The sequence below is a fragment of the Hydrogenovibrio sp. JE_KL2 genome, from assembly GCF_009296185.1.
GTDB lineage: Bacteria > Pseudomonadota > Gammaproteobacteria > Thiomicrospirales > Thiomicrospiraceae > Hydrogenovibrio.
The window spans coordinates 504,155-526,045 of record NZ_WBJR01000001.1; the positions used below are offsets into that span (position 1 = coordinate 504,155).

General features: G+C 44.4%; 16 protein-coding genes. 10 read left to right on the forward strand and 6 right to left on the reverse strand.

Features of this window, described 5'->3' with window-relative positions; all coding sequences use genetic code 11:
- Positions 1 to 19: 19 nt before the first annotated feature.
- The 3 genes from hflD to F8R13_RS02450 are packed head-to-tail and all read right to left on the reverse strand — an operon-like array spanning position 20 to position 2,481.
- Positions 20 to 709, reverse strand: a complete 690-nt coding sequence (hflD, locus tag F8R13_RS02440; protein WP_152831735.1) for a high frequency lysogenization protein HflD — start codon at positions 707 to 709, stop codon at positions 20 to 22.
- Positions 706 to 1,899 (reverse strand): tRNA 2-thiouridine(34) synthase MnmA, encoded by a 1,194-nt coding sequence (gene mnmA, locus F8R13_RS02445; RefSeq protein ID WP_152831736.1) that lies wholly within the window; start codon positions 1,897 to 1,899, stop codon positions 706 to 708. The genes hflD and mnmA overlap by 4 nt, the downstream gene beginning before the upstream one ends.
- A 21-nt stretch (positions 1,900 to 1,920) precedes the next feature.
- Positions 1,921 to 2,481 carry an rRNA large subunit pseudouridine synthase E gene (locus F8R13_RS02450; protein ID WP_152831737.1) on the reverse strand — a complete coding sequence of 187 codons (561 nt, stop codon included), beginning with the start codon at positions 2,479 to 2,481 and terminating at the stop codon, positions 1,921 to 1,923.
- Between the two features lie 216 nt (positions 2,482 to 2,697).
- Here F8R13_RS02450 and F8R13_RS02455 point away from each other — a divergent pair, with 216 nt between their 5' ends.
- Together F8R13_RS02455 and F8R13_RS02460 are read left to right on the forward strand one after the other, a co-directional pair.
- Positions 2,698 to 4,917 (forward strand): NADP-dependent isocitrate dehydrogenase, encoded by a 2,220-nt coding sequence (locus tag F8R13_RS02455; RefSeq protein ID WP_152831738.1) that lies wholly within the window; start codon positions 2,698 to 2,700, stop codon positions 4,915 to 4,917.
- Positions 4,918 to 5,013: 96 nt separating this feature from the next.
- Positions 5,014 to 6,375, forward strand: coding sequence for a diguanylate cyclase (locus F8R13_RS02460; RefSeq protein WP_152831739.1), 1,362 nt, complete (start codon positions 5,014 to 5,016; stop codon positions 6,373 to 6,375).
- 89 nt (positions 6,376 to 6,464) lie between these two features.
- Here F8R13_RS02460 and F8R13_RS02465 read toward each other — a convergent pair whose 3' ends face one another.
- On the reverse strand, positions 6,465 to 7,034 hold the full coding sequence (locus F8R13_RS02465) for an alkylphosphonate utilization protein (protein WP_152831740.1): 570 nt from the start codon (positions 7,032 to 7,034) through the stop codon (positions 6,465 to 6,467).
- Positions 7,035 to 7,226: 192 nt separating this feature from the next.
- Between F8R13_RS02465 and F8R13_RS02470 the strand changes: the two genes are divergently transcribed.
- The 3 genes from F8R13_RS02470 to clpA all read left to right on the forward strand — a co-directional run bounded on the left by F8R13_RS02470 (position 7,227) and on the right by clpA (position 10,736).
- Complete coding sequence (locus F8R13_RS02470) at positions 7,227 to 8,027, forward strand: DnaJ domain-containing protein (protein WP_152831741.1); 801 nt, start codon at positions 7,227 to 7,229, stop codon at positions 8,025 to 8,027.
- Positions 8,028 to 8,172: 145 nt separating this feature from the next.
- A complete protein-coding gene (gene clpS / locus F8R13_RS02475; RefSeq protein WP_152831742.1) occupies positions 8,173 to 8,487 on the forward strand; it encodes an ATP-dependent Clp protease adapter ClpS in 315 nt (104 codons plus the stop codon).
- A complete protein-coding gene (gene clpA / locus F8R13_RS02480; protein WP_152831743.1) occupies positions 8,487 to 10,736 on the forward strand; it encodes an ATP-dependent Clp protease ATP-binding subunit ClpA in 2,250 nt (749 codons plus the stop codon). The genes clpS and clpA overlap by 1 nt, the downstream gene beginning before the upstream one ends.
- Before the next feature lie 153 nt (positions 10,737 to 10,889).
- Here the strand turns inward: clpA and infA are convergent, their stop codons facing one another.
- Both infA and aat read right to left on the reverse strand, forming a co-directional pair.
- Positions 10,890 to 11,108 (reverse strand): translation initiation factor IF-1, encoded by a 219-nt coding sequence (infA, locus tag F8R13_RS02485; protein WP_024851017.1) that lies wholly within the window; start codon positions 11,106 to 11,108, stop codon positions 10,890 to 10,892.
- Between the two features lie 117 nt (positions 11,109 to 11,225).
- On the reverse strand, positions 11,226 to 11,993 hold the full coding sequence (gene aat / locus F8R13_RS02490) for a leucyl/phenylalanyl-tRNA--protein transferase (protein WP_152831744.1): 768 nt from the start codon (positions 11,991 to 11,993) through the stop codon (positions 11,226 to 11,228).
- A gap of 137 nt (positions 11,994 to 12,130) precedes the next feature.
- Here aat and dnaE point away from each other — a divergent pair, with 137 nt between their 5' ends.
- The 5 genes from dnaE (at position 12,131) to F8R13_RS02515 (ending at position 21,882) form a co-directional block, all read left to right on the forward strand.
- Positions 12,131 to 15,607, forward strand: a complete 3,477-nt coding sequence (dnaE, locus tag F8R13_RS02495) for a DNA polymerase III subunit alpha (RefSeq protein WP_152831745.1) — start codon at positions 12,131 to 12,133, stop codon at positions 15,605 to 15,607.
- A gap of 230 nt (positions 15,608 to 15,837) precedes the next feature.
- A complete protein-coding gene (acs, locus tag F8R13_RS02500) occupies positions 15,838 to 17,799 on the forward strand; it encodes an acetate--CoA ligase (RefSeq protein WP_152831746.1) in 1,962 nt (653 codons plus the stop codon).
- Positions 17,800 to 17,901: 102 nt separating this feature from the next.
- Entirely contained in the window at positions 17,902 to 18,207 is a 306-nt protein-coding gene (locus tag F8R13_RS02505) for a DUF485 domain-containing protein (protein WP_152831747.1), read from the forward strand.
- Between the two features lie 5 nt (positions 18,208 to 18,212).
- Positions 18,213 to 19,868 (forward strand): cation acetate symporter, encoded by a 1,656-nt coding sequence (locus tag F8R13_RS02510; RefSeq protein ID WP_152831748.1) that lies wholly within the window; start codon positions 18,213 to 18,215, stop codon positions 19,866 to 19,868.
- A 118-nt stretch (positions 19,869 to 19,986) separates the two neighbouring features.
- Complete coding sequence (locus F8R13_RS02515) at positions 19,987 to 21,882, forward strand: putative nucleotidyltransferase substrate binding domain-containing protein (protein WP_152831749.1); 1,896 nt, start codon at positions 19,987 to 19,989, stop codon at positions 21,880 to 21,882.
- The last annotated feature ends 9 nt before the right edge of the window (positions 21,883 to 21,891 follow it).

Sequence of the window (21,891 nt, forward strand, 5' to 3'; positions counted from 1 at the left end):
TTAGCCTTTCTTGTTGTTTCTATTGCTTGTCTTGCGAATCTTTTTCGAAGTAAGGCGACTCGGTAGAGGTTGGGGTTGTACGCAGTAACGTTTGCGCAGAGCGTAAGTAACGTTTACGAGACCATAATAGCCCCCAGCGACTACCGCCTACCTGACGCCATAACATCGATGCTCGAATGCCTGCAAGAAGCAGACTTCTGATTTTGTTGGCGATGTGCGGGTTTTGTAAATGACCGTGAGCACCATTGACCATAATGCGGGGCGTTAACGGACTGATGTTTTCAGTGTAAGCTCGGGCAAGCGCTGCGATGACGTTTTCGTGAAATTCGCCAAAGTGTTCACGGCTGGAACGAGCAGACTCAATAACCTTGAAAACTTTGCTAAGCGCATCGCTGTCATCAGAAAGCTTTTTTTCTAAAATCATCAGGTTTAAAACATATTTAGTGATTTCAATATTGCGGATTTGCTCGGCTTGATTTGAGCTCATTTGGCTTAATAGCGTATTGACGCCTTTTTGAATGTTCATAACGTCACCGCCGAAAACATCAAGGGTGTCGTTCGGATTTTCACAAAACAAAGAGTTGATACTGGTTTCAAAAGCTATGGAGTCGGTTTTACCCGTGGTCGCTAAATCGAAAACTTGTTGAGCGACTTGGTATATGCCAACTAGCGCAATGGCTTTATCTTGATCCGTGTAACTTTGGTTCATACGTATTCCGCTTGGGTTAAAGAGGTTTCGCTGTTGTGATTGCCATATTCAGGAATCATTTCCAACTCATGGTAGCGCTCGGTAATAATCGCGCCGCCCAGACAATCTTCGCCTTGATAAAAAACGATGGATTGACCCGGAGTGATGGCTGTTTGAGGTTCATTAAAAGCGACGATAATGTTACCTTCGTGCTCTTTTAAAATGATGCAAGGCTGTTCTGGCTGACGGTAGCGAACTTTTGCTTTAAGAGCGGTTCCGGTGGCCGGTGTTTCACCAGCCACCCAGTCGCAAGTGGTTGCTACAAGATAACGGTGGTTGAGTAATGGGTGGTCTGAACCCTGTACTGCAACTAACTGATTTTTTTCAAGGTTTTTGTCTGCCGAAAACCACGGAAGCCCCGAGTCGCCATGACCACCGCCAATACCAAGTCCTTTGCGTTGGCCTAAGGTCAAGTACATTAAACCATCATGCTTGCCAATCACTTTACCTTTGGTGTCGACGATATCGCCAGGTTGTGCAGGTAGAAATTGTTGCAAGAAGTCCTTAAATTTTCTCTCGCCGATAAAGCAGATGCCAGTGCTGTCTTTTTTATCATGTGTAATCAAACCAGCTTCTTCTGCCATCTCACGTACACGGGGTTTTTCAAGCTCACCAATCGGAAAGAGTGAGCGGGACAATTGATGTTGTTGTAGTGTGTACAGGAAATAGCTCTGGTCTTTATTGTTATCCAGTCCTTTCAGAAGATGGAAATGACCGTTCTCATCTTCGTGAATACGAGCATAATGTCCTGTAGCAATATAGTCAGCACCCAAAGTCAAGGCGTGCTCAAGGAAGGCTTTGAACTTTACTTCCTTGTTGCACAGAATGTCAGGGTTGGGGGTTCTTCCGGCTGCATATTCGGTTAAGAAATGCTCAAAAACTCTGTCCCAATATTCTTTAGAAAAGTTTTCGACGTGTAGGGGAATGTCCAGTTTTTCACAGATAGCAAGCACATCTTTCAGGTCTTCAGCGGCGGGGCAGTAATCTTCAGTATCATCGCCTTCCCAGTTTTTCATGAAAAGCCCTTCAACCTGATAGCCTTGCTGTTTTAAAAGCAGTGCAGCAACAGACGAGTCAACGCCTCCGGATAATCCGACGATGACTTTTATGTCTGACGTATTTTTATATGTAGATGGTAATCTTTCTTTCATAAAGCTATTTTATCATGAAACTTAGGATTGAGCTTTCTGCATGATGGATTCACCCGGTTGTAGATTGTTGAGTTGATAAGGTCCTATTTTTGTCCGAATAAGCCTTAAAGTTGGGAAGCCTACAGCGGCAGTCATACGACGGACCTGTCGGTTCCTTCCTTCAGTAATGGTGAGCTCCAGCCATGACGTTGGAATGTTTTTGCGCTCTCTTATTGGAGGGGTTCTCTGCCAGATCCATTTTGGTTCGTTGATCTTTTTTGCCACCGCGGGACGAGTCATGCCATCTTTCAGTTCAACCCCTGTTTTGAGTTGTTTAATGGCTAGTGGCGTAATATCGCCTTCTACTTGCACCAAATAGGTTTTAGGTTGTTTGTGTTTAGGGTCAGAGATTTGGTGTTGCAAGGCGCCATTGTCGGTCAGAAGCAGAAGTCCTTCAGAGTCGCGATCAAGTCTTCCAGCGGCATAAAATCCTGGGCGTTGAATGTAGTCAGCCAGTGTTTCCCGTTCACCACGATATTGGGGTTCGTCGGTGAATTGGCATAAAACGTTAAAGGGCTTATTGAATAGTAATATTTCTGGCATGAATCGATTTAACTTGTGCTAATTGATAGTAGGTTTTGCAATTTGTGCGAATAACCTCACATTTACAGGGCTTGAAGTTATGCAAAGCACGACTGAGTAAGTTAGAATAGTAGCTATTTTAACACTTTCTAATAATGTTGATGCACTTCGGCGTCAAGAGCTTTGAAACAGCTGTGTTGAGCCGTTTGCCAATATTCGAAACTAGGACTGATTTAGATGACTGCAAAGATTATTTATACCTTGACCGATGAAGCACCAGCGCTGGCGACTTTCTCTTTTTTACCGATAGTTGAAGCCTTTACTAAAGCTGCAGGTGTGGCAGTTGAAACAAGGGATATTTCTTTGGCAGGTCGAATTCTGGCGAACTTTCCTGAAAAACTGACAGCTGAACAGCGCATTGATGACGCCCTAAACGAGTTGGGTGAATTGGCAAAAACGCCGGACGCCAACATTATTAAACTTCCAAATATTAGCGCGTCAATTCCACAGTTGAACGCTGCCATCAAAGAGTTGCAGGCAAAGGGGTATGATGTCCCGGATTATCCAGCAACCCCAGCTTCGCCGGAAGAAGAAAAAATTAAAGCCACCTATGCAAAAGTGTTGGGAAGTGCGGTTAACCCTGTACTTCGTGAAGGTAACTCAGATCGACGCGCACCTTTGTCGGTGAAGAATTTTGCCAAGAAGCATCCGCATTCGATGGGGGCATGGTCGGCAGACTCCAAAACACAAGTTGCTCATATGTCTGAAGGTGATTTTTACGGTACGGAAAAGTCGATGACTGTACCAAAAGCAACGAAATTCAAGATAGAGTTTGTCTCCAATTCAGGTGATGTCAAAGAGTTGAAAGCTTATGCACCTTTGCAAGAAGGTGAGATTATTGATGCTGCCGTGATGAGCCAGAAAGCGTTACAGTCGTTTTTGCAAGAAGCGGTGTCTGAAGCGAAAGAGAAGGGCATTCTATTCTCGCTGCATCTGAAAGCAACCATGATGAAAGTTTCCGATCCAGTTATCTTCGGACAAGCGGTATCGGCTTATTTTGCCGAAGTGTTTGATAAGTATGCGACTGATTTTGCATCTGTTGGCGTGAACCCGAATAATGGTTTGGGAGATCTTTATGCCAAAATCAAAACCTTGCCAGAAGCAACGCAAAAGGCGATTGAAGCTGATATTCAAGCGACTATCAGTGAAAAAGCAGATATCGCAATGGTAGATTCCGACAAGGGAATCACTAATCTTCATGTTTCTTCTGATGTGATTGTTGATGCGTCTATGCCGGCAATGATTCGATCATCAGGGAAAATGTGGAATAAAGACGGTAAACAACAAGATACTTTGGCTGTTATCCCTGATCGTTGTTATGCTGGAGTTTACCAGGAAACCATTAACTTCTGCAAGCATCATGGCGCATTTGATCCAACGACGATGGGGACTGTTCCAAACGTCGGATTGATGGCGCAAAAAGCTGAAGAGTACGGTTCACACGATAAAACATTCCAAATGGATGATACGGGCGTTGTTCGTGCTATTGATGCAGACGGTAATGTTTTGTTGGAACAGAATGTTGAAGCGGGAGATATCTTCCGTATGTGTCAGGTTAAGGATGCACCGATTCAAGACTGGGTTAAATTGGCGGTGACGCGAGCACGTGCAACCAACACGCCAGCGGTGTTTTGGTTGGATACTAAGCGTGCGCATGACCATCAGTTGATCGAAAAAGTGAATCACTATTTACTGGAACATGACACAGCAGGGTTGGAAATTCATATCATGTCGCCAGAAGAGGCGACCCGCTTTACGTTGCGTCATGTTAAGGAAGGTAAGGATGTTATTTCCGTTACCGGTAATGTATTGCGTGACTATCTGACTGACCTGTTCCCAATTCTAGAGCTTGGCACGTCTGCAAAAATGCTGTCTATCGTTCCCTTGATGAACGGTGGCGGTTTGTTTGAAACAGGCGCAGGCGGTTCAGCGCCTAAGCATGTGCAGCAATTGCTTTCAGAGAACCATTTGCGTTGGGATTCGCTAGGGGAATTTTTGGCACTTGCGGTTTCGCTTGAGCATTTGGCAACGCATTTTGGAAACGGCCAAGCGCAAGTTTTGGCGGAAACGCTGGATAAAGCAACGGGTCGCTTCCTAGAAAACAACAAATCACCGTCTCGAAAAGTCGGAGAGATTGATAACCGTGGAAGTCACTTCTATTTGGCGATGTATTGGGCTCAGGAGTTGGCGACTCAAGATGCAGATGCAGACTTGAAAGCCATTTTTCATAAGGTTGCTGATGCCCTGACTCAAAATGAAGTGCAAATCATGGAAGAGCTAAACGGTGTTCAAGGCAAGGGCGTTGATGTTGGTGGTTATTACAAGTTTGATATTGCAAGTGTGAACGGAGTTATGCGTCCTAGCCAAACGTTGAATGGCATTGTTGATCATATCTAAGTCCGTTAAGGTTATTGGTTTTACTGGGTTTTATCTCAACGTTGCGCAGTTAAACGGTAAATATAAAACCCTTAAAATCGCGAAGGTAAACGATTTATGAATGTTTTGATTGTTGACCCGTCCTCAAGTTATCGCGAAGTCGTGAAACAAATTTTATTGGGCGAGGATGTTGAAGCGATAGAGTGCGTCAATGGCACCGAAGCTTTGGATTACCTTGAAAAAAACAAACCTGATGCCATCAGCATTGCTCATGAATTGGGCGATATGGAAAGTTTTGCTTTTCTCAGAAAAATCAAAGAAAACAGTAACCTCGATAATATCCCTAGCTTTCTTCTAACGTCGAATACGACGCAGGAATTCAAGCGCAAAGCCTATGATGCAGGCTTTACCGAAGTTTTTATTAAGTCTGATTTTGCCACCCTTAAGCGTGCATTACGAAGTTTGGTGCTCTATGCGACAACCAATATTTCCGCTAGAGTGCTTTACATAGAAGATGCTCAAAGTACCGCGGACTATACCACTTACATTATGAAAAGTGCGGGTTGGGAAGTGGTACATGTGAAAAGCGGAGAAGAGGCTGCTGAGTTGTTGGACGATAAAAATAATCGGTTTGACTTGGTCGTGACGGACTTGGTGTTGGAAGGGCGTATCAGCGGTATTGGTTTAATCAACCTAATCCGACAGGGTAATGAGGATATTCGTAATATTCCAATTCTTGCTGTTTCCGGTTGGAATGATCTGCTCAGACAGTTTTATGTTTTGAAGCATGGCGCCGGGGATTTTATTGCCAAGCCATTTCATGAAACCGATTTTCTTGCCCGCGCGATTAATTTGATTCTGAATAAGAAGAAGTTAGACAAGGTCAAAGCAACGCAAAAAGCCCTCTACGAAAAAGCCAATATCGATGCGGTAACAGGCCTGAATAATAGACACTTCATGGAAGAGTTCGGTTCCAAGATCGTCAAAGACTCAATCGAAAATAACGAAGGAGTCGCGCTGGCATTATTGGATATTGACCACTTTAAGAAAATTAACGATGGAAGTGGGCACTCAAGTGGAGATGAGGTCTTGAGGCAGGTTGCTGCGTTGATAAAAAGTATGCGTCACCCTGGAGATATTGTGGCCAGATTTGGTGGTGATGAAATCATTCTGCTGATGTCTGGTTGCGAGCATAGTGATGTTGAAGAACGTATGGAGGAAATCCGTTCGGGAATCGAGAAACTCTCTCCACAAGGTATTCAGGTCACGGCAAGTATCGGTGTTGCCTGTCATGACAAGCGAGTTATTTCAAGACTGGTATCCTTGCTGGACAATGTCGAGCAAGCAAGCCGCCAAGATGTGAAAGTGGACTTTGATGTCTTGTTCAGTGCCGCGGATCATGCGTTGTACAGCGCGAAACGTGATGGACGCAATAAAGTCTGTATCAGTGATTTACTTGAACATGTTGATGTTAAGTGAGAGTGGAAATAATCTGAAATTGATAAAGCTCTCTGTTGGCTAAAGCAGAACAGAGAGCTTCAAAGAAAGCTTAAAGAAAAGGTGTTAAATTAAGCTTTCTTCAAGTAAGCCGCAACCAAAACGATTTGTGTGCCGTTGACCTTACCTTCAATGTGTAGAGGGTTGTTAGTCAGGTGTATGTTTTTGACCAACGTGCCGCGTTTTGCGGTAAACCCGGCGCCTTTAACATCCAAATCTTTGATAAGCGTAACGTCATCACCTTCATTTAGAATGGTGCCGTTGCTGTCTTTGGTTGGTGTGACGTCTTCATCGTCTTGCGGTAAGCCTGCTTCAGCCCATTTGCGTACATCGTCTTCCATGTACATCATGTCCAACAATTCTTGTGGCCAACCTTCTGCTCTTAATTGATACAAAAGTCTGTAAGCCATGACTTGTACGGCTGGCTCTGGGCTCCACATGCTGTCGTTCAAACAACGCCAATGATTGGAATCCATTTTTTCAGGATTTTCAATTTGTTCAGCGCAGGTTGCACAGACGAGAATAGATTGTTCTGCAGAACCGTCACTAGGGGTTACCTCAAGAGTTTGAAGTCCTTCCTCCGAACCACATAGCTCGCATTTGTGTCCGCTTCTTTCCTGCAAAGTTTGTTCTACGCTCATTTTTCATTTCCCTTTTAAATCGAAAGGGTATTATCCTTTATTGAAACCTTTTTTTGGAAAAAATCTGCCAGGTTGGGGTGTTTGGTTTTTGATTTTTTATTCGCTTTGTTTTTAAAAGCAAACACGTTAGAATAAAACTGAACTTAAGAAGTCATTTTTTAATTTGTTGTAGGCGTTTCACACTCTTTTAGAATGGTAAATTCACCCTTTGATGTCACTAAAGATTATTTCGCTATACTGGGCGTTCATCATCTTGCTTGTGATAAAACCATTAAACAGGCCTACCGGAAAATGGCGAGGCGTTATCACCCCGACGTTTCAAAAATCCACAATGCAACGCAGAAATTTCAGGAAGTCTCCGAAGCATTCGAGATTCTGACAAAGCATAAGGATGCTTATTGGAAGGCTTATTGCCGACACAGTAATCGATCTTCCAATACATCTTCCGGTTATAGAAAAAGCACGCGTCAAGATTCGGCCAATAACAATGCCGGCACGCAAGGCGATTTTTGGGGCTATTCACAACAAACCCGAAAACCCATTCGTGGTAAAGATAAGGTGATTACTTATCCTTTGACACTGCGTTACGCGATACGATTACTGAAGATCGGTTATTTCTATATTCCCGGATTGAAGATTCGCATGAAGTTTTCACGTTTGGCTTTTCAAGGCAAAACCTTTCGTATCAGGAACAAAGGTTACCCTGGATTGTTTGGTGGCGAGAATGGCGACTATTTGGTTAAGTTCAGCCTGAAAATGACCGGGTTAAAGTGGGAGCTAAAAGGCTCTGACTTATATGGGGTGATTGAAGTTCCGGAACCACTGTTGGCATCGGGAAGTAAAATAGAGTTGGAATCCCCGGTTGGACCACTTAAGTTGGTTGTGCCAAAAAACTATTCCTCCAATGATTATATAAAAGTCGAGAATATGGGGTTGCCGGGTGATGAAATTCATTCGCCTGGACACCTTTTCGCCAAATTGATAGCGGCTTGATTTTTGCTAGAGCCCTGTTATCAGCAAAATAAGCTGCCACTCTTTCAAAAGTCGCTTGATTACAGATTATTTGCCCATATATGATAAGAAGAACAAAGATGTTAGATTGATGGGTTTATCAAAGCATCAAATGATAGGATTTTAGATGGCAACTAGGCCCTTTGAAGATGATGGTGCGATTTTAGAGGTAGTCAAGTTACCTTTAAAGCCGCCCAAAAGGTATCAAATCGTACTACTGAATGACGATTTCACACCGATGGATTTTGTAGTTGAAGTGCTCATGCGCTTTTTCGGGATGGACGAAGCCAAGGCGGTAGCCGTTATGATGGCCGTTCATACCCAAGGAAAAGGTGTATGTGGTGTATATAGTAAAGAAGTCGCTGAAATGAAAGTGATGCAGGTAAACCGATATGCTCGGGAAAACCAACATCCTTTGCAGTGCCAAATGGAGATTGTTTAATGTTAAGTAAAGAATTGCAATTGACCCTGAGCAATGCCTTCAGTTTGGCTAGCGAGTATGAGCATGAATACGTCACCCTAGAGCATTTGTTGCTGGAACTGTTGGGCTTACCTTCGGTTAGAGAGGTGGTGGAAGCCTGTGGTGCTTCGGTGCAGAAAATCGAATCAGAACTGGAATCCTACCTTGAAACCGAAACCGCTTCGGTCAAGCCGGAAGAGTTGTTGCCGACCATGGCGTTTCAACGCGTTATTGAGCGTGCCATCTATTTGGTACAGTCGAATGGTTATAACGAAGTGACAGGTTTGCACGCATTGGCGTCCATTTTCTCAGAACAAGATTCACAAGCGGTTTATGTGCTTGAGTCTTGTGGTGTGCATCGTGTTGATGTGTTGAGTTACATTTCACATGGCGTGATTGCCCAGCAACAAGAAGATTTCTTGAACACCAGCACCTCTCAGGAAGCCAAAGAGGACGCTACTAGTGAACAGGAAGGCGATCCTATCACCAGCTTCAGCCAAAACCTGAACGAGTCGGTTAAAAAAGGACAGATTGATCCTATTATCGGACGTGACTGGGAGTTGAACCGTACGCTGGAAGTGCTTTCGCGTCGCCGCAAAAACAATCCATTACTCGTAGGTGAGCCTGGTGTTGGTAAAACCGCAGTGGCCGAAGGGCTTGCCTATAAAATTGTACACAACGATATTCCGGAGCAACTTCAGGATGCAGTGGTTTACAGTTTGGACATGGGTGCGTTGCTTGCCGGTACACGTTATCGAGGTGACTTTGAGAAACGTTTCAAAGCCTTGTTGAAGGCATTGGAAGAACAGCCGCATTCCATTTTGTTTATTGACGAGATTCACACTATTATTGGTGCCGGTTCGGTTCAGGGCGGTGCAATGGATGCTTCTAATCTGATGAAGCCGGCATTGGCATCCGGCAAATTACGCTGCATTGGCGCGACAACCTATGAAGAATATCGTGGCATCTTCGAAAAAGACCGTGCTTTGGCTAGACGTTTCCAAAAAGTGGATGTGCGTGAGCCAACCCCTCAAGAAGCATTTGATATTCTGAAAGGATTGAAATCTCAGTTCGAAGCGCATCATGATGTTAAGTACACCTTGCCGGCACTGCGTACTGCGGTTGACTTGTCTGCACGTTACATTACCGACAGACATTTGCCTGACAAAGCGATTGATGTCATTGATGAAGCCGGGGCAAAACAGGCATTAATGCCGAAGAGCAAACGCCGTAAGCAAATTTCTGTGAATGAGATCCAACAGATTGTTGCGAATATCGCACGTATTCCCGTGTCGCAAATCACCCAAAAAGAACGTGATAAATTGCAGACATTGGAAGAGAGTCTAAGACGAGTGGTGTTCGGTCAGGATGAGGCGGTTTCTCAAGTGGTTTCTGCCATCAAGCTCGCACGTTCCGGTTTGAATGATCCGAATAGACCGACTGCATCTTTCCTGTTTTCCGGTCCGACAGGGGTGGGGAAAACCGAACTGACAAAACAGTTGGCACATCATTTGGGGATTGAAATGATCCGTTTTGATATGTCCGAATACATGGAAGCCCATTCTGTCTCCAGACTGATTGGTGCGCCTCCGGGGTATGTCGGTTTTGACCAAGGCGGGTTGCTGACAGAAGCGGTGAATAAGCATCCGCACTCTGTTGTTTTGTTAGATGAAATCGAAAAGGCGCACCCGGATGTGTTTAACCTGTTGTTACAAGTAATGGATAACGGTACGCTCACCGACAACAATGGACGTAAAGCCGATTTTAGAAATGTGGTGTTGATTATGACATCGAATGTTGGCGCGAGCTATGCGTCGCGTTCTTCCATGGGCTTTGTCGAGCAAGATCATACGTTTGATGTTGATGGCGAGTTGAAGAAAGTGTTTACCCCTGAGTTCCGTAACCGTTTGGATGCGGTGATTCAGTTTAAACGCTTGTCTTCTGATGTCATGCACTCTGTAGTCAACAAGTTTATTTATGCGCTTGAAGCGAGTTTGGCAGATAAGAAAGTTGAGATTTCGCTGACTAAATCTGCACATGACTGGCTGGCAGAAAAAGGCTATGATCCGTTGATGGGGGCCAGACCTATGGCGAGATTGATTCAGGATACCATCAAGAAGCCTTTGGCCGACAAGTTGCTGTTCTCTTCATTGAAAGACGGCGGTAAGGTCGTGGTGGACTTGGAAAAAGATCAGTTGGTTCTGCAAGTGGAAGAGGTAGCAGAAGTCTAAATTCGCTTAAAAATCTACCAGGTTGGGGTGTGCCCCAGCCAACTACTTTTGCTTAAAAAAATTTCAGTTACAAAAAAAGCCCCGGTTGTTTGTCACAATCCGGGGCTTTTTATTTCTCTTTATTCTTTTTTCTGGGGTATTTAATCCCGGCGCTTATTTACCGCGATAAGTAATACGACCTTTCGTTAGGTCGTAAGGTGTCAATTCTACTTTTACCTTATCACCAGCCAGGATGCGGATATAGTTCTTACGCATGCGACCGGAAATGTGTGCAAGGATTTCGTGCCCGTTTTCTAAACGAACTTTAAACATAGTATTGGGAAGTGTTTCTAACACTTCACCATCAAATTCAATAACGTCTTGTTTTGACATAGATTTATTAGCTAAATTAGCCCCCAGTGAAAAGAGAAGCGGGGATTATAGCAATAATGGTCGCGATGTTCAATTAACTAGTCATAATCTTTGTCATACAGCCTGTATCCGGCGTGTTCAAGCGACTTCGGATTGCCAATCAATATCGAAAGCCCAGTTTTTTGGTGGAAAAGATTGTTGGGCATCGGCAATCAATCGCTGCTCGAATTCCTCTCTAGATATTTCAGTCGCGCCAAGAGACAGCATGTGATTGGAAGTCACTTGGGCATCAATCATATTAAATCCCCAGGCCTTTAGTTGCGTGCACAAGGCAACGAGTGCGACTTTGGAGGCATCGGTACGTTTGGAGAACATTGATTCTCCAAAAAATACTTTACCGATGGAGACGCCGTAAAGTCCTCCGACTATTTCGTTGTCTTGCCAAACTTCGACAGAATGGGCATGACCTTTTTCGTGAAGTGCGCAGTAAGCTTCAATCATGTCTTCTGTAATCCAGGTACCATCTTGTCCTTCTCGTGGTGCAAGGGAACAAGCTTCCATTACTGCTCTAAAGTTTTGATCCAGTGTGACTTGAAAATGTCCTTTTCGGATAGTTTTCTTAAGGCTTCTGCTGACTTTAAGGTTGTTTATCATCAAGACGGCGCGTGGGTTGGGGGTCCACCACAAAATCGGGTCATCTTCGCTAAACCAAGGAAATAAACCTTTGCTATAGGCGAGAAGCAACCATTCAGGAGATAGGTCTCCACCGACTGCCAGTAATCCATTCGGATCGGTCATGGCGATGTTTGTAGGTGGAAACATCACAGGAAACGGATCCAACCAAAAAGGTTGGGTGATGGGTTTGCTTCTGGGCTTGGTTTGTGAAGGATTTTGAGGGTCTGTCATATAATGTTGCAGGAAATATTCGCTGTCGCCGTTTTTAAATTCGCTTAAAATATAAAATGATAACCGATATAAAAAATCATTGTTAAGCCTCTCATGTTACGATTTGTTCGTTTTTAATTTTTGTTACTGAAGTATTGATGTCTCAATTTGTCCACCTACACGTTCACTCCGAATACTCTGTTGTTGACGCAACCTTAAGAGTCAAGAGAGCTGTTGCGCTTGCGAAGCAGCACCAGCAGCCTGCTATGGCATTGACCGATCAGCGCAATATGTTTGCTTTGGTCAAGTTCTATACGGCTGCGATAGGTGAGGGCATAAAACCTATTATCGGTGCAGACATTGAAGTGGAAGCTGAAGATGGCAATGTTTTTAAGGTGGTTTGCCTTTGTCAGAATGAACAGGGTTATCTCAATTTATCGCATCTGATTTCGATGGGGTACCTCAAAAACCAGAAGCTGGTAGACAATGATATGAAAGCGCTAGTGAAGCAAGAATGGCTTCAAGAGCGAAACGAAGGCTTGATCATTTTGTCAGGTGGTATACATGGTGATGTCGGTCAAGCCTTATTGGCAGAAAAGCCCAATCTGGCCGCAACCCGAACCACTTGGTGGCAAAAATATTTCCCGGATAGATTCTATCTTGAGTTGACGAGAACAGGACGCCCTCAAGAAGAACAATATGTTGCATTGGCGGTGGAAGTTGCCCATCGATATGACTTACCTGTGGTTGCAACCAATGATGTGTGTTTTGAGTCATCTGACGATTTTGATGCGCATGAAGTTAGGGTTTGTATCCATGACGGCTATGTTTTGGATGATCCGAATCGACCTAAACGTTATTCCGAACAGCAATATTTCCGCAGTTCTGAAGAAATGGTTGCTCTGTTCCAAGATATTCCCGAAGCCATCGAAAACACTGTTGAAATTGCCAAACGTTGCAATGTCGATTTGACCCTAGGAACCTATTTCTTACCAGACTTTCCTGTGCCGGAAGGCATGACGATGGATGAGTATTTTATCCAGTCTTCACAACAAGGTTTGGAAGAGCGTCTACAGTTTTTGTTCGGCCACCTTTCCGCAGATGAATTCAAAGAAAAACGTAAAGAATACGACGAACGCCTTAAGTTCGAGTTGGACATCATTTTGCAAATGGGGTTCCCTGGCTATTTCTTTATCGTTGCCGACTTTATTCAATGGGGTAAAAACCACCAGGTACCGGTAGGGCCAGGGCGAGGATCGGGTGCAGGTTCTTTGGTAGCCTATGCCCTGAAAATCACCGATCTTGATCCGCTCGAATATGACCTGCTTTTCGAACGTTTCCTTAACCCTGAACGTGTTTCCATGCCTGACTTCGACGTCGACTTCTGTATGGATCGCCGGGATGAGGTCATCGACTATGTATCCCGCCAATATGGGCAAGACCATGTTTCGCAAATCGTCACTTTCGGTACCATGGCGGCAAAAGCCGTTGTACGTGATGTTGGGCGTGTACTCGGATTAGGTTATGGGATGGTTGATGGTATCGCCAAGTTGATACCAAACGATCTGGGCATCAAACTGGCGAGCGCACTTGAGCAAGAAGAGATGCTTCAAGCTCGCTACGATGAAGAAGAAGACGTTCAGCAGTTGCTTGATCTGGCTTTGAAGCTTGAAGGAACCGTTCGTAACACCGGTAAACATGCCGGTGGGGTGGTGATTGGTCCCAAACCTTTGGACGAGTTTTGTCCAGTTTTGTGTGAGCCAGATGGCTCAAGTGTGGTTACACAGCTTGATAAAAACGATGTTGAAACTGCAGGACTCGTAAAGTTCGACTTCTTGGGGTTGAGAACCCTCACCATCATTGACTGGGCGTTGCAGTCCATCAATGAAGGCAAGCAGAAAGGCGATGAAGGTTTTGTTGAGATAGAGCGAATTCCGCTGGATGATATGGCTACTTTTGACCTTATCAAAACAGGGCGAACCACTGGAGTATTCCAGTTGGAATCTTCTGGGATGCAAAACTTGATCGTTCGCCTGAAACCGGACTGTTTCGAAGATATTATCGCTTTGGTGGCATTGTTCCGTCCTGGTCCGTTGGAGTCAGGGATGGTGGATAACTTCATCGCGCGTAAGCATGGTCGAGAACAGGTTTCCTACCCGGATGCACAGTACCAACACATGTCGCTTCAGCCAATTCTAGAACCAACCTACGGGGTTATCCTCTATCAGGAGCAAGTCATGCAGATTGCTCAGGTATTGGCGGGTTACACCCTGGGGGGCGCCGATATGCTTCGTCGTGCGATGGGTAAAAAGAAACCCGAAGAAATGGCAAAACAGCGTTCTGTCTTTCAAGAAGGCGCCATCAAGAACGGTGTTGACGGCGATCTTGCCATGAAAATCTTTGACCTGGTAGAGAAATTTGCCGGGTACGGGTTCAACAAATCTCACTCTGCCGCTTATGCCTTGGTTTCTTATCAGTCTGCATGGCTGAAAACGCATTATCCAGCCGAGTTCATGGCTGCCCAGGTTTCTTCTGATATGGATAACACCGATAAAGTCGTTCACATGGTGAACGAGTGTTATCAGATGGGCTTGGAAATTGATGCGCCCGATATTAACTTGGGGCAGATTCACTTCAAAGCGGTTAAAGGCGAGAGAAGGTTGCGCTATGGATTGGGAGCCATCAAAGGCGTCGGAGAATCTGCGCTTGAAGGCATGATTCAGGAAAGAGAGCAAAATGGCCCTTTCAAAGACTTATTTGACTTCTGTATGCGAGTTAACAAAAAGGTCAATAAACGCGTTATTGAAGCCTTGGTGGTTTCAGGTGCATTTGACGGCTTGCACGACAATAGAAATGCGATGTTGGCATCTATTGGCATGGCATTGCAAAAAGCTGAACAAAAGCAAAAAGACGAAGAGGCAGGGCAGGCTGACCTCTTTGGCGATAGTGCGGCTTTTGAAAGTGAAAATGCCTCTGAATTGGTCAAAATAAACGAGATGCCCGAAAAGCAGCGGTTGAAAGCGGAAAAAGATGTTTTGGGGCTTTACCTCTCCGGGCATCCTATTGCTGCCTACCGTGAAGAACTCTCGAAACTGGTCGATGCCAACCTGGCAGATTTAAAGCCTGAAAAATGGGCTAAGAAATGGGTGGCTGGTTTGATCGTTGAGTCGCGAGCCAAGGTGACAAAAAGCGGTAGTAAGATGGGTTTTGTCTCTTTGGATGACCAAACCGCTCGATTGGAAGTGGTGCTAAGGCCTACGGTGTTTGAGTCCAGTAGAGAGATTCTAGAGCCTGACAATATTGTTATGGTGTATGGCGAGATTTCTGAGGATACCTTTAATGGTGGCATCAAGTTGGATGCCGAGCAAGTTGTTACATTGGCAGAATCGCGCATCGAAAAAGCCAGGGCCATTAAAGTGCTTGTTCACAAACCAATGAATGTTTCAGAAATTCATGAATTACAAAGCATTATGTTACCGTCACGTTCTGAACAAGGATTACCGTTGGTGGTGGATTATCAGAATGGAAATGCCAAGGCGCAGCTGATTAGTCAAGAAGGGTTTATTTATTATCCGGATGATGCGCTGTTGGAGGCATTAAAATCTAACGGTTGGCAGGCGGAAATCGTGCTTTAGAAGAAAAAAATCGCTACAATAAGCGCTTTTTATGCACACCCAAGCGCTATGGTGGCTGTTTTTTAATGTCTGAGGCGATATTTTGGGGTTAACAACACCGTATTACCGTATTTGGGTGATAAAGAATTTTAATTTCTAAAGTCATGCTAACCGTGTAGTATGGCTCAAAGCTAAATAACTGGATTACCGAGTCAGGTAAATGCGACTTAGGTAGAGAAAAGGGAGAGGAAATGTCCAACAATATTGAATCCATTTTGCATGAAACACGTGTGTTCTATCCAACTGAAGCATTTAAGGCACAAGCCAATGTGAATGATGAGATTTATGCAGACCTGATGAAAAGAGCAGAAGAAGATCATGATGGTTTCTGGGCAGATATGGCAAGAGAGAAGCTGAGCTGGTCAAAACCTTTTACTGTTACTTTGGATGATTCAAAAGCCCCTTTCTATAAATGGTTCTCTGACGGCGAACTGAACGCTTCTTATAACTGTATTGATCGCCATTTGGCGGAAAAGCAGGACAAGCTAGCGATTATCTTTGAAACAGATGATGGACGTGTTGAACAGTTTACCTATAAAGACTTACATGATGAAGTGAGCCGTTTGGCAAACGCTTTGACCGCGCAAGGCATTCAAAAAGGTGACCGTGTTGTTATCTATATGCCGATGATTCCTCAAGCGGTGTTTGCGATGCAAGCCTGTGCCCGTATCGGCGCGATCCACTCTGTAGTATTCGGTGGCTTCTCGGCAGAAGCTTTGAAGGATCGTATTGAAGATGCTTCTGCACGTATGGTGATTACCGCAAACGTGAGTGTTCGTGGTGGTAAGTCCATTCCTCTTAAAGCATCAGTTGATGAAGCCTTGGAGAAAGGCGCTGATTCTATTCGTAAGGTCATCGTCTATAACCGCACCAAAGATGTAGTTCCTATGAAAGAAGGCCGCGACATCTCTTGGCATGATGCGATTGCCGGTATGAGCAATTATCACGATGCAGTCATGGTGAATGCTGAAGATCCTTTGTTCCTGCTTTACACCTCTGGTTCGACAGGGAAACCAAAAGGTATTCAGCACAGCACAGGTGGTTACTTGTTGAACGCGCACATTACCAACGAGTGGGTGTTTGACCTTAAAGACAGTGACGTTTTCTGGTGTACGGCTGATGTGGGCTGGATTACAGGTCACACCTATGTTGCTTACGGTCCGCTATCGGTTGGCGCAACGATTGTAATGTTTGAAGGCGTGCCAACTTACCCTGACGCTGGACGTTTCTGGCAAGTCTGTCAAGATCACGCGGTAACGGTTTTCTATACAGCGCCGACGGCCATTCGTGCACTGATGAAGTTCGGAGATGACCTGCCAAAACAATATGACTTGTCAAAACTGCGTCTACTGGGAACGGTAGGGGAGCCTATCAACCCTGAAGCTTGGATGTGGTATCACACAATTATCGGTCGTGAAGAATGTCCGATTGTCGATACCTGGTGGCAAACTGAAACAGGTGCGAACATGATTGCACCGCTCCCAGGCATTACACCATTAAAACCTGGTTCATGTACCAAGCCGCTTCCTGGTATCGATGCGAAGATTGTTGATGAAGAGGGGAATCCTTTGACTCATGGCGAAGGGGGTTATTTGGTTATTGATAAGCCTTGGCCTTCTATGTTGAGAACCATCTGGAATGATGATGAGCGTTTTGTCGATACCTATTTCGCCATGTTTAAAAACAAATACTACGTTGTCGGTGACAGTGCTCACTTGGACAATGATGGTAACTACTGGATTATGGGACGTATCGACGATGTTTTGAATGTTTCCGGTCACAGATTGGGAACGATGGAAATCGAGTCGGCATTGGTGTCTCACGAAAACGTTGCGGAAGCAGCGGTTGTTGGTAAGCCTCACGATGTCAAAGGGGAGTCGGTATTCGCATTCGTCGTATTGAATATTGATATTCCAGAAGGCGAAGCTCGCGGTGAGTTAATTCAAACATTGAGAAATCACGTATCAAAAGAAATTGGACCGATTGCAAAACCGGATGATATTCGTTTCGGATCCAACCTGCCAAAAACACGTTCTGGAAAAATCATGCGTCGTCTATTAAGAAGTATCGCCAAAGGTGAAGAAATCACTTCCGATACTTCAACGCTTGAAGACCCAACAATTCTAGATCAATTCATGCAACAGCATAAATAATTGATTTCGATAAGAAGAAATCTGCCGGAATAGAGGAATACCCAACCTGGCAGATTTTTCTGAACCTTGTTCTATAAGTGAATACATCAAAGGAGGGAACTGATGGAACAGTCAAAGATAGAGAAGATTAAAAGTCTTCCGCAATATCACCAACTGGTGAAAGAACGCTCTAGCTTAGCTTGGAAACTATCCATTGCCATGCTGGTCGTCTACTATGGTTACATTTTGTTATTGGCATTCGATCCTGCATTCTTTACGCAAATCGTCAGCGGTCAATATGTGTCAATTGGTTTCCCAGTTGGTGTCGCAATCATCATTTTTTCCTTTTTATTGACAGGTTACTACGTTAAAAAAGCGAACAGCGATTTTGACGAACTAACGGCTCAAATCAAGAAAGAGGTGGAGTAATGACGATGAATCTATGGAAAACTTTCCTTGGCTTAGCAGCACTTTTGTTAATGCCAACCATTGCTTTCGCTGCGGGTGATATGCAGACAGACGGTACCAAGTCTGAAACAAATGTCTCTGCGATTGCCATGTTTGTCGTGTTTGTCGGTTTGACGCTTTACATTACTTATTGGGCGGCGAAACGTACTAAATCTGCAAAAGATTTCTACGCTGCGGGTGGTGGAATTACGGGTCTTCAAAACGGTTTGGCGATTGCCGGTGACTATATGTCCGCCGCGTCTTTCCTCGGGATTACCGGTATGGTTTACCTAAAGGGTTACGATGGTTTGATCTTCGCTATCGGTTTCCTTGTTGGTTGGCCGATCATCCTTTTCTTGATGTCTGAACGTTTAAGAAACTTGGGTAAATATACCTTTACTGACGTTGCAGCTTATCGTTTCCAACAAAAACCAATCCGTATTCTTGCGGCATTCGGTGGGGTAGCGGTTGTTATCCTTTACCTGATCGCGCAAATGGTGGGTGCGGGTAAACTGATTGAACTGTTGTTCGGTTTGGACTTCTCTTATGCTGTTGTTATGGTTGGTGTACTTATCATCGCTTACGTTTCTTTCGGCGGTATGTTGGCAACAACTTGGGTACAAATCATCAAAGCGGTTCTATTGCTTGGTGGTGCGACATTTATTGCATTGATGGTAATGGTCAACATGGGCTTCAGTTTCGAAACTCTGTTTAAAACAGCGGTTGATAACCGTGGTGGTAACATGAATATCCTGTTCTCGGGCGGATTCGTTTCTGATCCGATTAACGCGATTTCATTGGGTATTGCCTTGATGTTCGGTACAGCAGGTCTACCACATATCCTAATGAGATTCTTTACAGTACCTGATGCGAAAGAAGCACGTAAGTCTGTATTCTATGCAACTGGTTTTATCGGTTACTTCTACATTCTTGCGTTCATTATCGGTTTCGGTGCGATTGCATTGGTAACAGCTGATATGTACATGCATGCTGGCAAGTTGATTGGTGGTAACAACATGGCGGCTATCCATTTATCTCACGTATTAGGTGGTGATGCTTTCCTAGGCTTCATTTCTGCGGTTGCTTTCGCAACAATCTTGGCAGTTGTATCTGGTCTAACATTGGCGGGTGCATCAGCAATTTCGCATGATATCTATGCAAACGTTATCAACCCTAATGCAACTGAAGAACAAGAAACAAGAGTAGCGAAAAGAGCCACTTTTGTGATTGGTGCTTTGGCGATTATTTTCGGTATCGGATTTAAAGATCAAAACATTGCTTTCGTTGTAGCACTTGCATTTACAATCGCTGCGTCAGCAAACTTCCCAGTATTGATTATGTCAATGTTCTGGGGGAATATGACAACACGTGGTGCGGTAATCGGTGGATGGTTAGGTCTAATCTCTGCTGTGGTGATGGTTGTTCTTGGGCCTGTTGTATGGACACAAATCCTACACATGGGTGAAGCGATCGTACCTTACAAGTTCCCAGCACTATTCACGGTTGCGATTGCGTTTATCGGTATTTGGTTCTTCTCTATTACTGATAAATCAGAAAGAGCACGTGCTGATAAAGAAGGGTTTGAAGCGCAATTTATTCGCTCTCAAACGGGTATCGGCGCTGAAGGTGCTTCGAGTCACTAACATGTTATCCAGTTTATCTTATGGATTCATGAAAATGACTTAACATTAAGGGAGGCTTTTTAGCCTCCTTTTTTGTATCGCCATTTTTTTGAGAGATTAATGTAATAGGGACAGTGTTATGAATAATAGCCCAGTCGTCAACTTACTCCAGCAGTTAGAGCCGTTTTCTAACTTATCAGAAGATTCACTACAAAAAATGTCATCCACGATGGATGTGGTTTATTTTCCTCAAGATTCAAAATTTAATATTCAATTCAGTGAGAATCCTGAGGAAAATGCATCACTTTACTTTGTTATCAAAGGGCGTATTGCCGAGTTTGATGAAGAAGGTCGTCAAATAGCCTTATATCTCCACCATACTTTTTTTGGAGAGTCGGTTTTACTGAAAAAGATTAAGCAAAGTCATTATGAAGTCAAAGAAGAAGCGATTGCTTACCGATTGCATGGTGATGACTTTATGGAATGGGTCAAGCTGCCTGAGTTGGCTAACTACTTCTTTAACTCCATTACCGATAAGCTGGAGCAGATGCATAAGAGCAGGCAGATGGCATCCTCCAGTGAAGCGTTGATGGGGTTGGTGGTAGATGCGCCTATTAAAGCGCTGAATGTCCTTTCCTCAAGCGCAACAGTCAAAGAAGCTATAGACCAAATGGCCACCACCCAAGTTGATGCTTGTTTGGTGAGTCATGATATGGCAGGCCAACAAACGGCTACCGATGTCATGAGTGCATACGGTATTGTCACGGCGATGGATTTACTTCGTGCAATTTCCAGTGAGTCAGATGCACTTAATCAGCCAGTCTCCAGTTTTACGCGTGCTCCGGTTATCAGCGTGCACCATCATGACTATTTATTCAACGCACTCTTGAAAATGACTCGTTACTACGTGAACCGACTGGTGATTAGAGATGATAAGGGTCCTGTCGCAATGCTTTATCAAAAGGACCTCATGGGCCACTTTGCGACACAATCCGGTCTTGGGATGTTGACTCTTGAGAGTGTTTCCAGCCTTGAAGAAATTGAAAAAGTATTGCAGCAGGTTGATGATTTGATTGTGAATCTGAATACCCGCGGCGTCAAAACACATTACATTGCAAAACTGGCGACAGAGGTTTACCGCAAAGTGTTTCAAAAGGTGTTTGAACTTTTGTCGCCCGATGCCGCTCTGTATGAAGGTTGCTTTATTGTCATGGGTAGTGAAGGGCGAGCTGAACAGGTAATGAAAACCGATCAGGATAATGCGTTTATTCTGCCTGATATTGATGCGGATACCTTAAAAAGAATCAGACCCTTTGCCGAACGCATGACCGAGACCCTGATACAGTTAGGCTTTCCGAAATGTCTGGGCAATGTGATGGTATGCAATCCCATGTGGTTTCAACCCTTGACTGAATTCAAGAAACAACTCAAATCGTGGATGGACGCTCAAGATGAAGCCAGCTTTATGAATTTGTCGATTTTTATTGATGCAGAGGGAGTGTTTGGCGATGAAACACTGTTGAATGACTGCAAGCAATTGGTCTTTGATTGGGCAAACACTTACCCTCAGTTCTTGAGGCACTTCGCGAAACCGGTGCTTCAATTTGAAACCCCCGTTAATTTCTTTGGGCGTTTGGTGTTGGAAAAGCAGGATCAGCAGGATTTGCTGGACTTGAAAAAAGGCGGTATCTTCGCCATCGTTCATGGGGTTCGTTGTTTGGCGCTGGAGTTCGGGATTCCTCAAGCCAATACACACTGGCGAATCAAAGCACTTATGGAAAAGGGGTTCTTTTCAGAAGAGTTCGGTTATGAGTTGGGAGAGACGTTGAACTTTTTCAATACCTTGAGGCTGGAAAATATGATCTCCCTTAAACAGGCGGGCACCAGTGAGCAGGTATTCACGAATAAACAAAATAAAATACAAGTTACGCACTTATCCACGCTTCAGCAAGATTTACTGAAAGATGCTTTTGATGTTGTGAAGCGCTTCAAGAAGATGCTGAACCAACACTATAAATTGGATGCGTTGCTTTAAGCTCGCCAG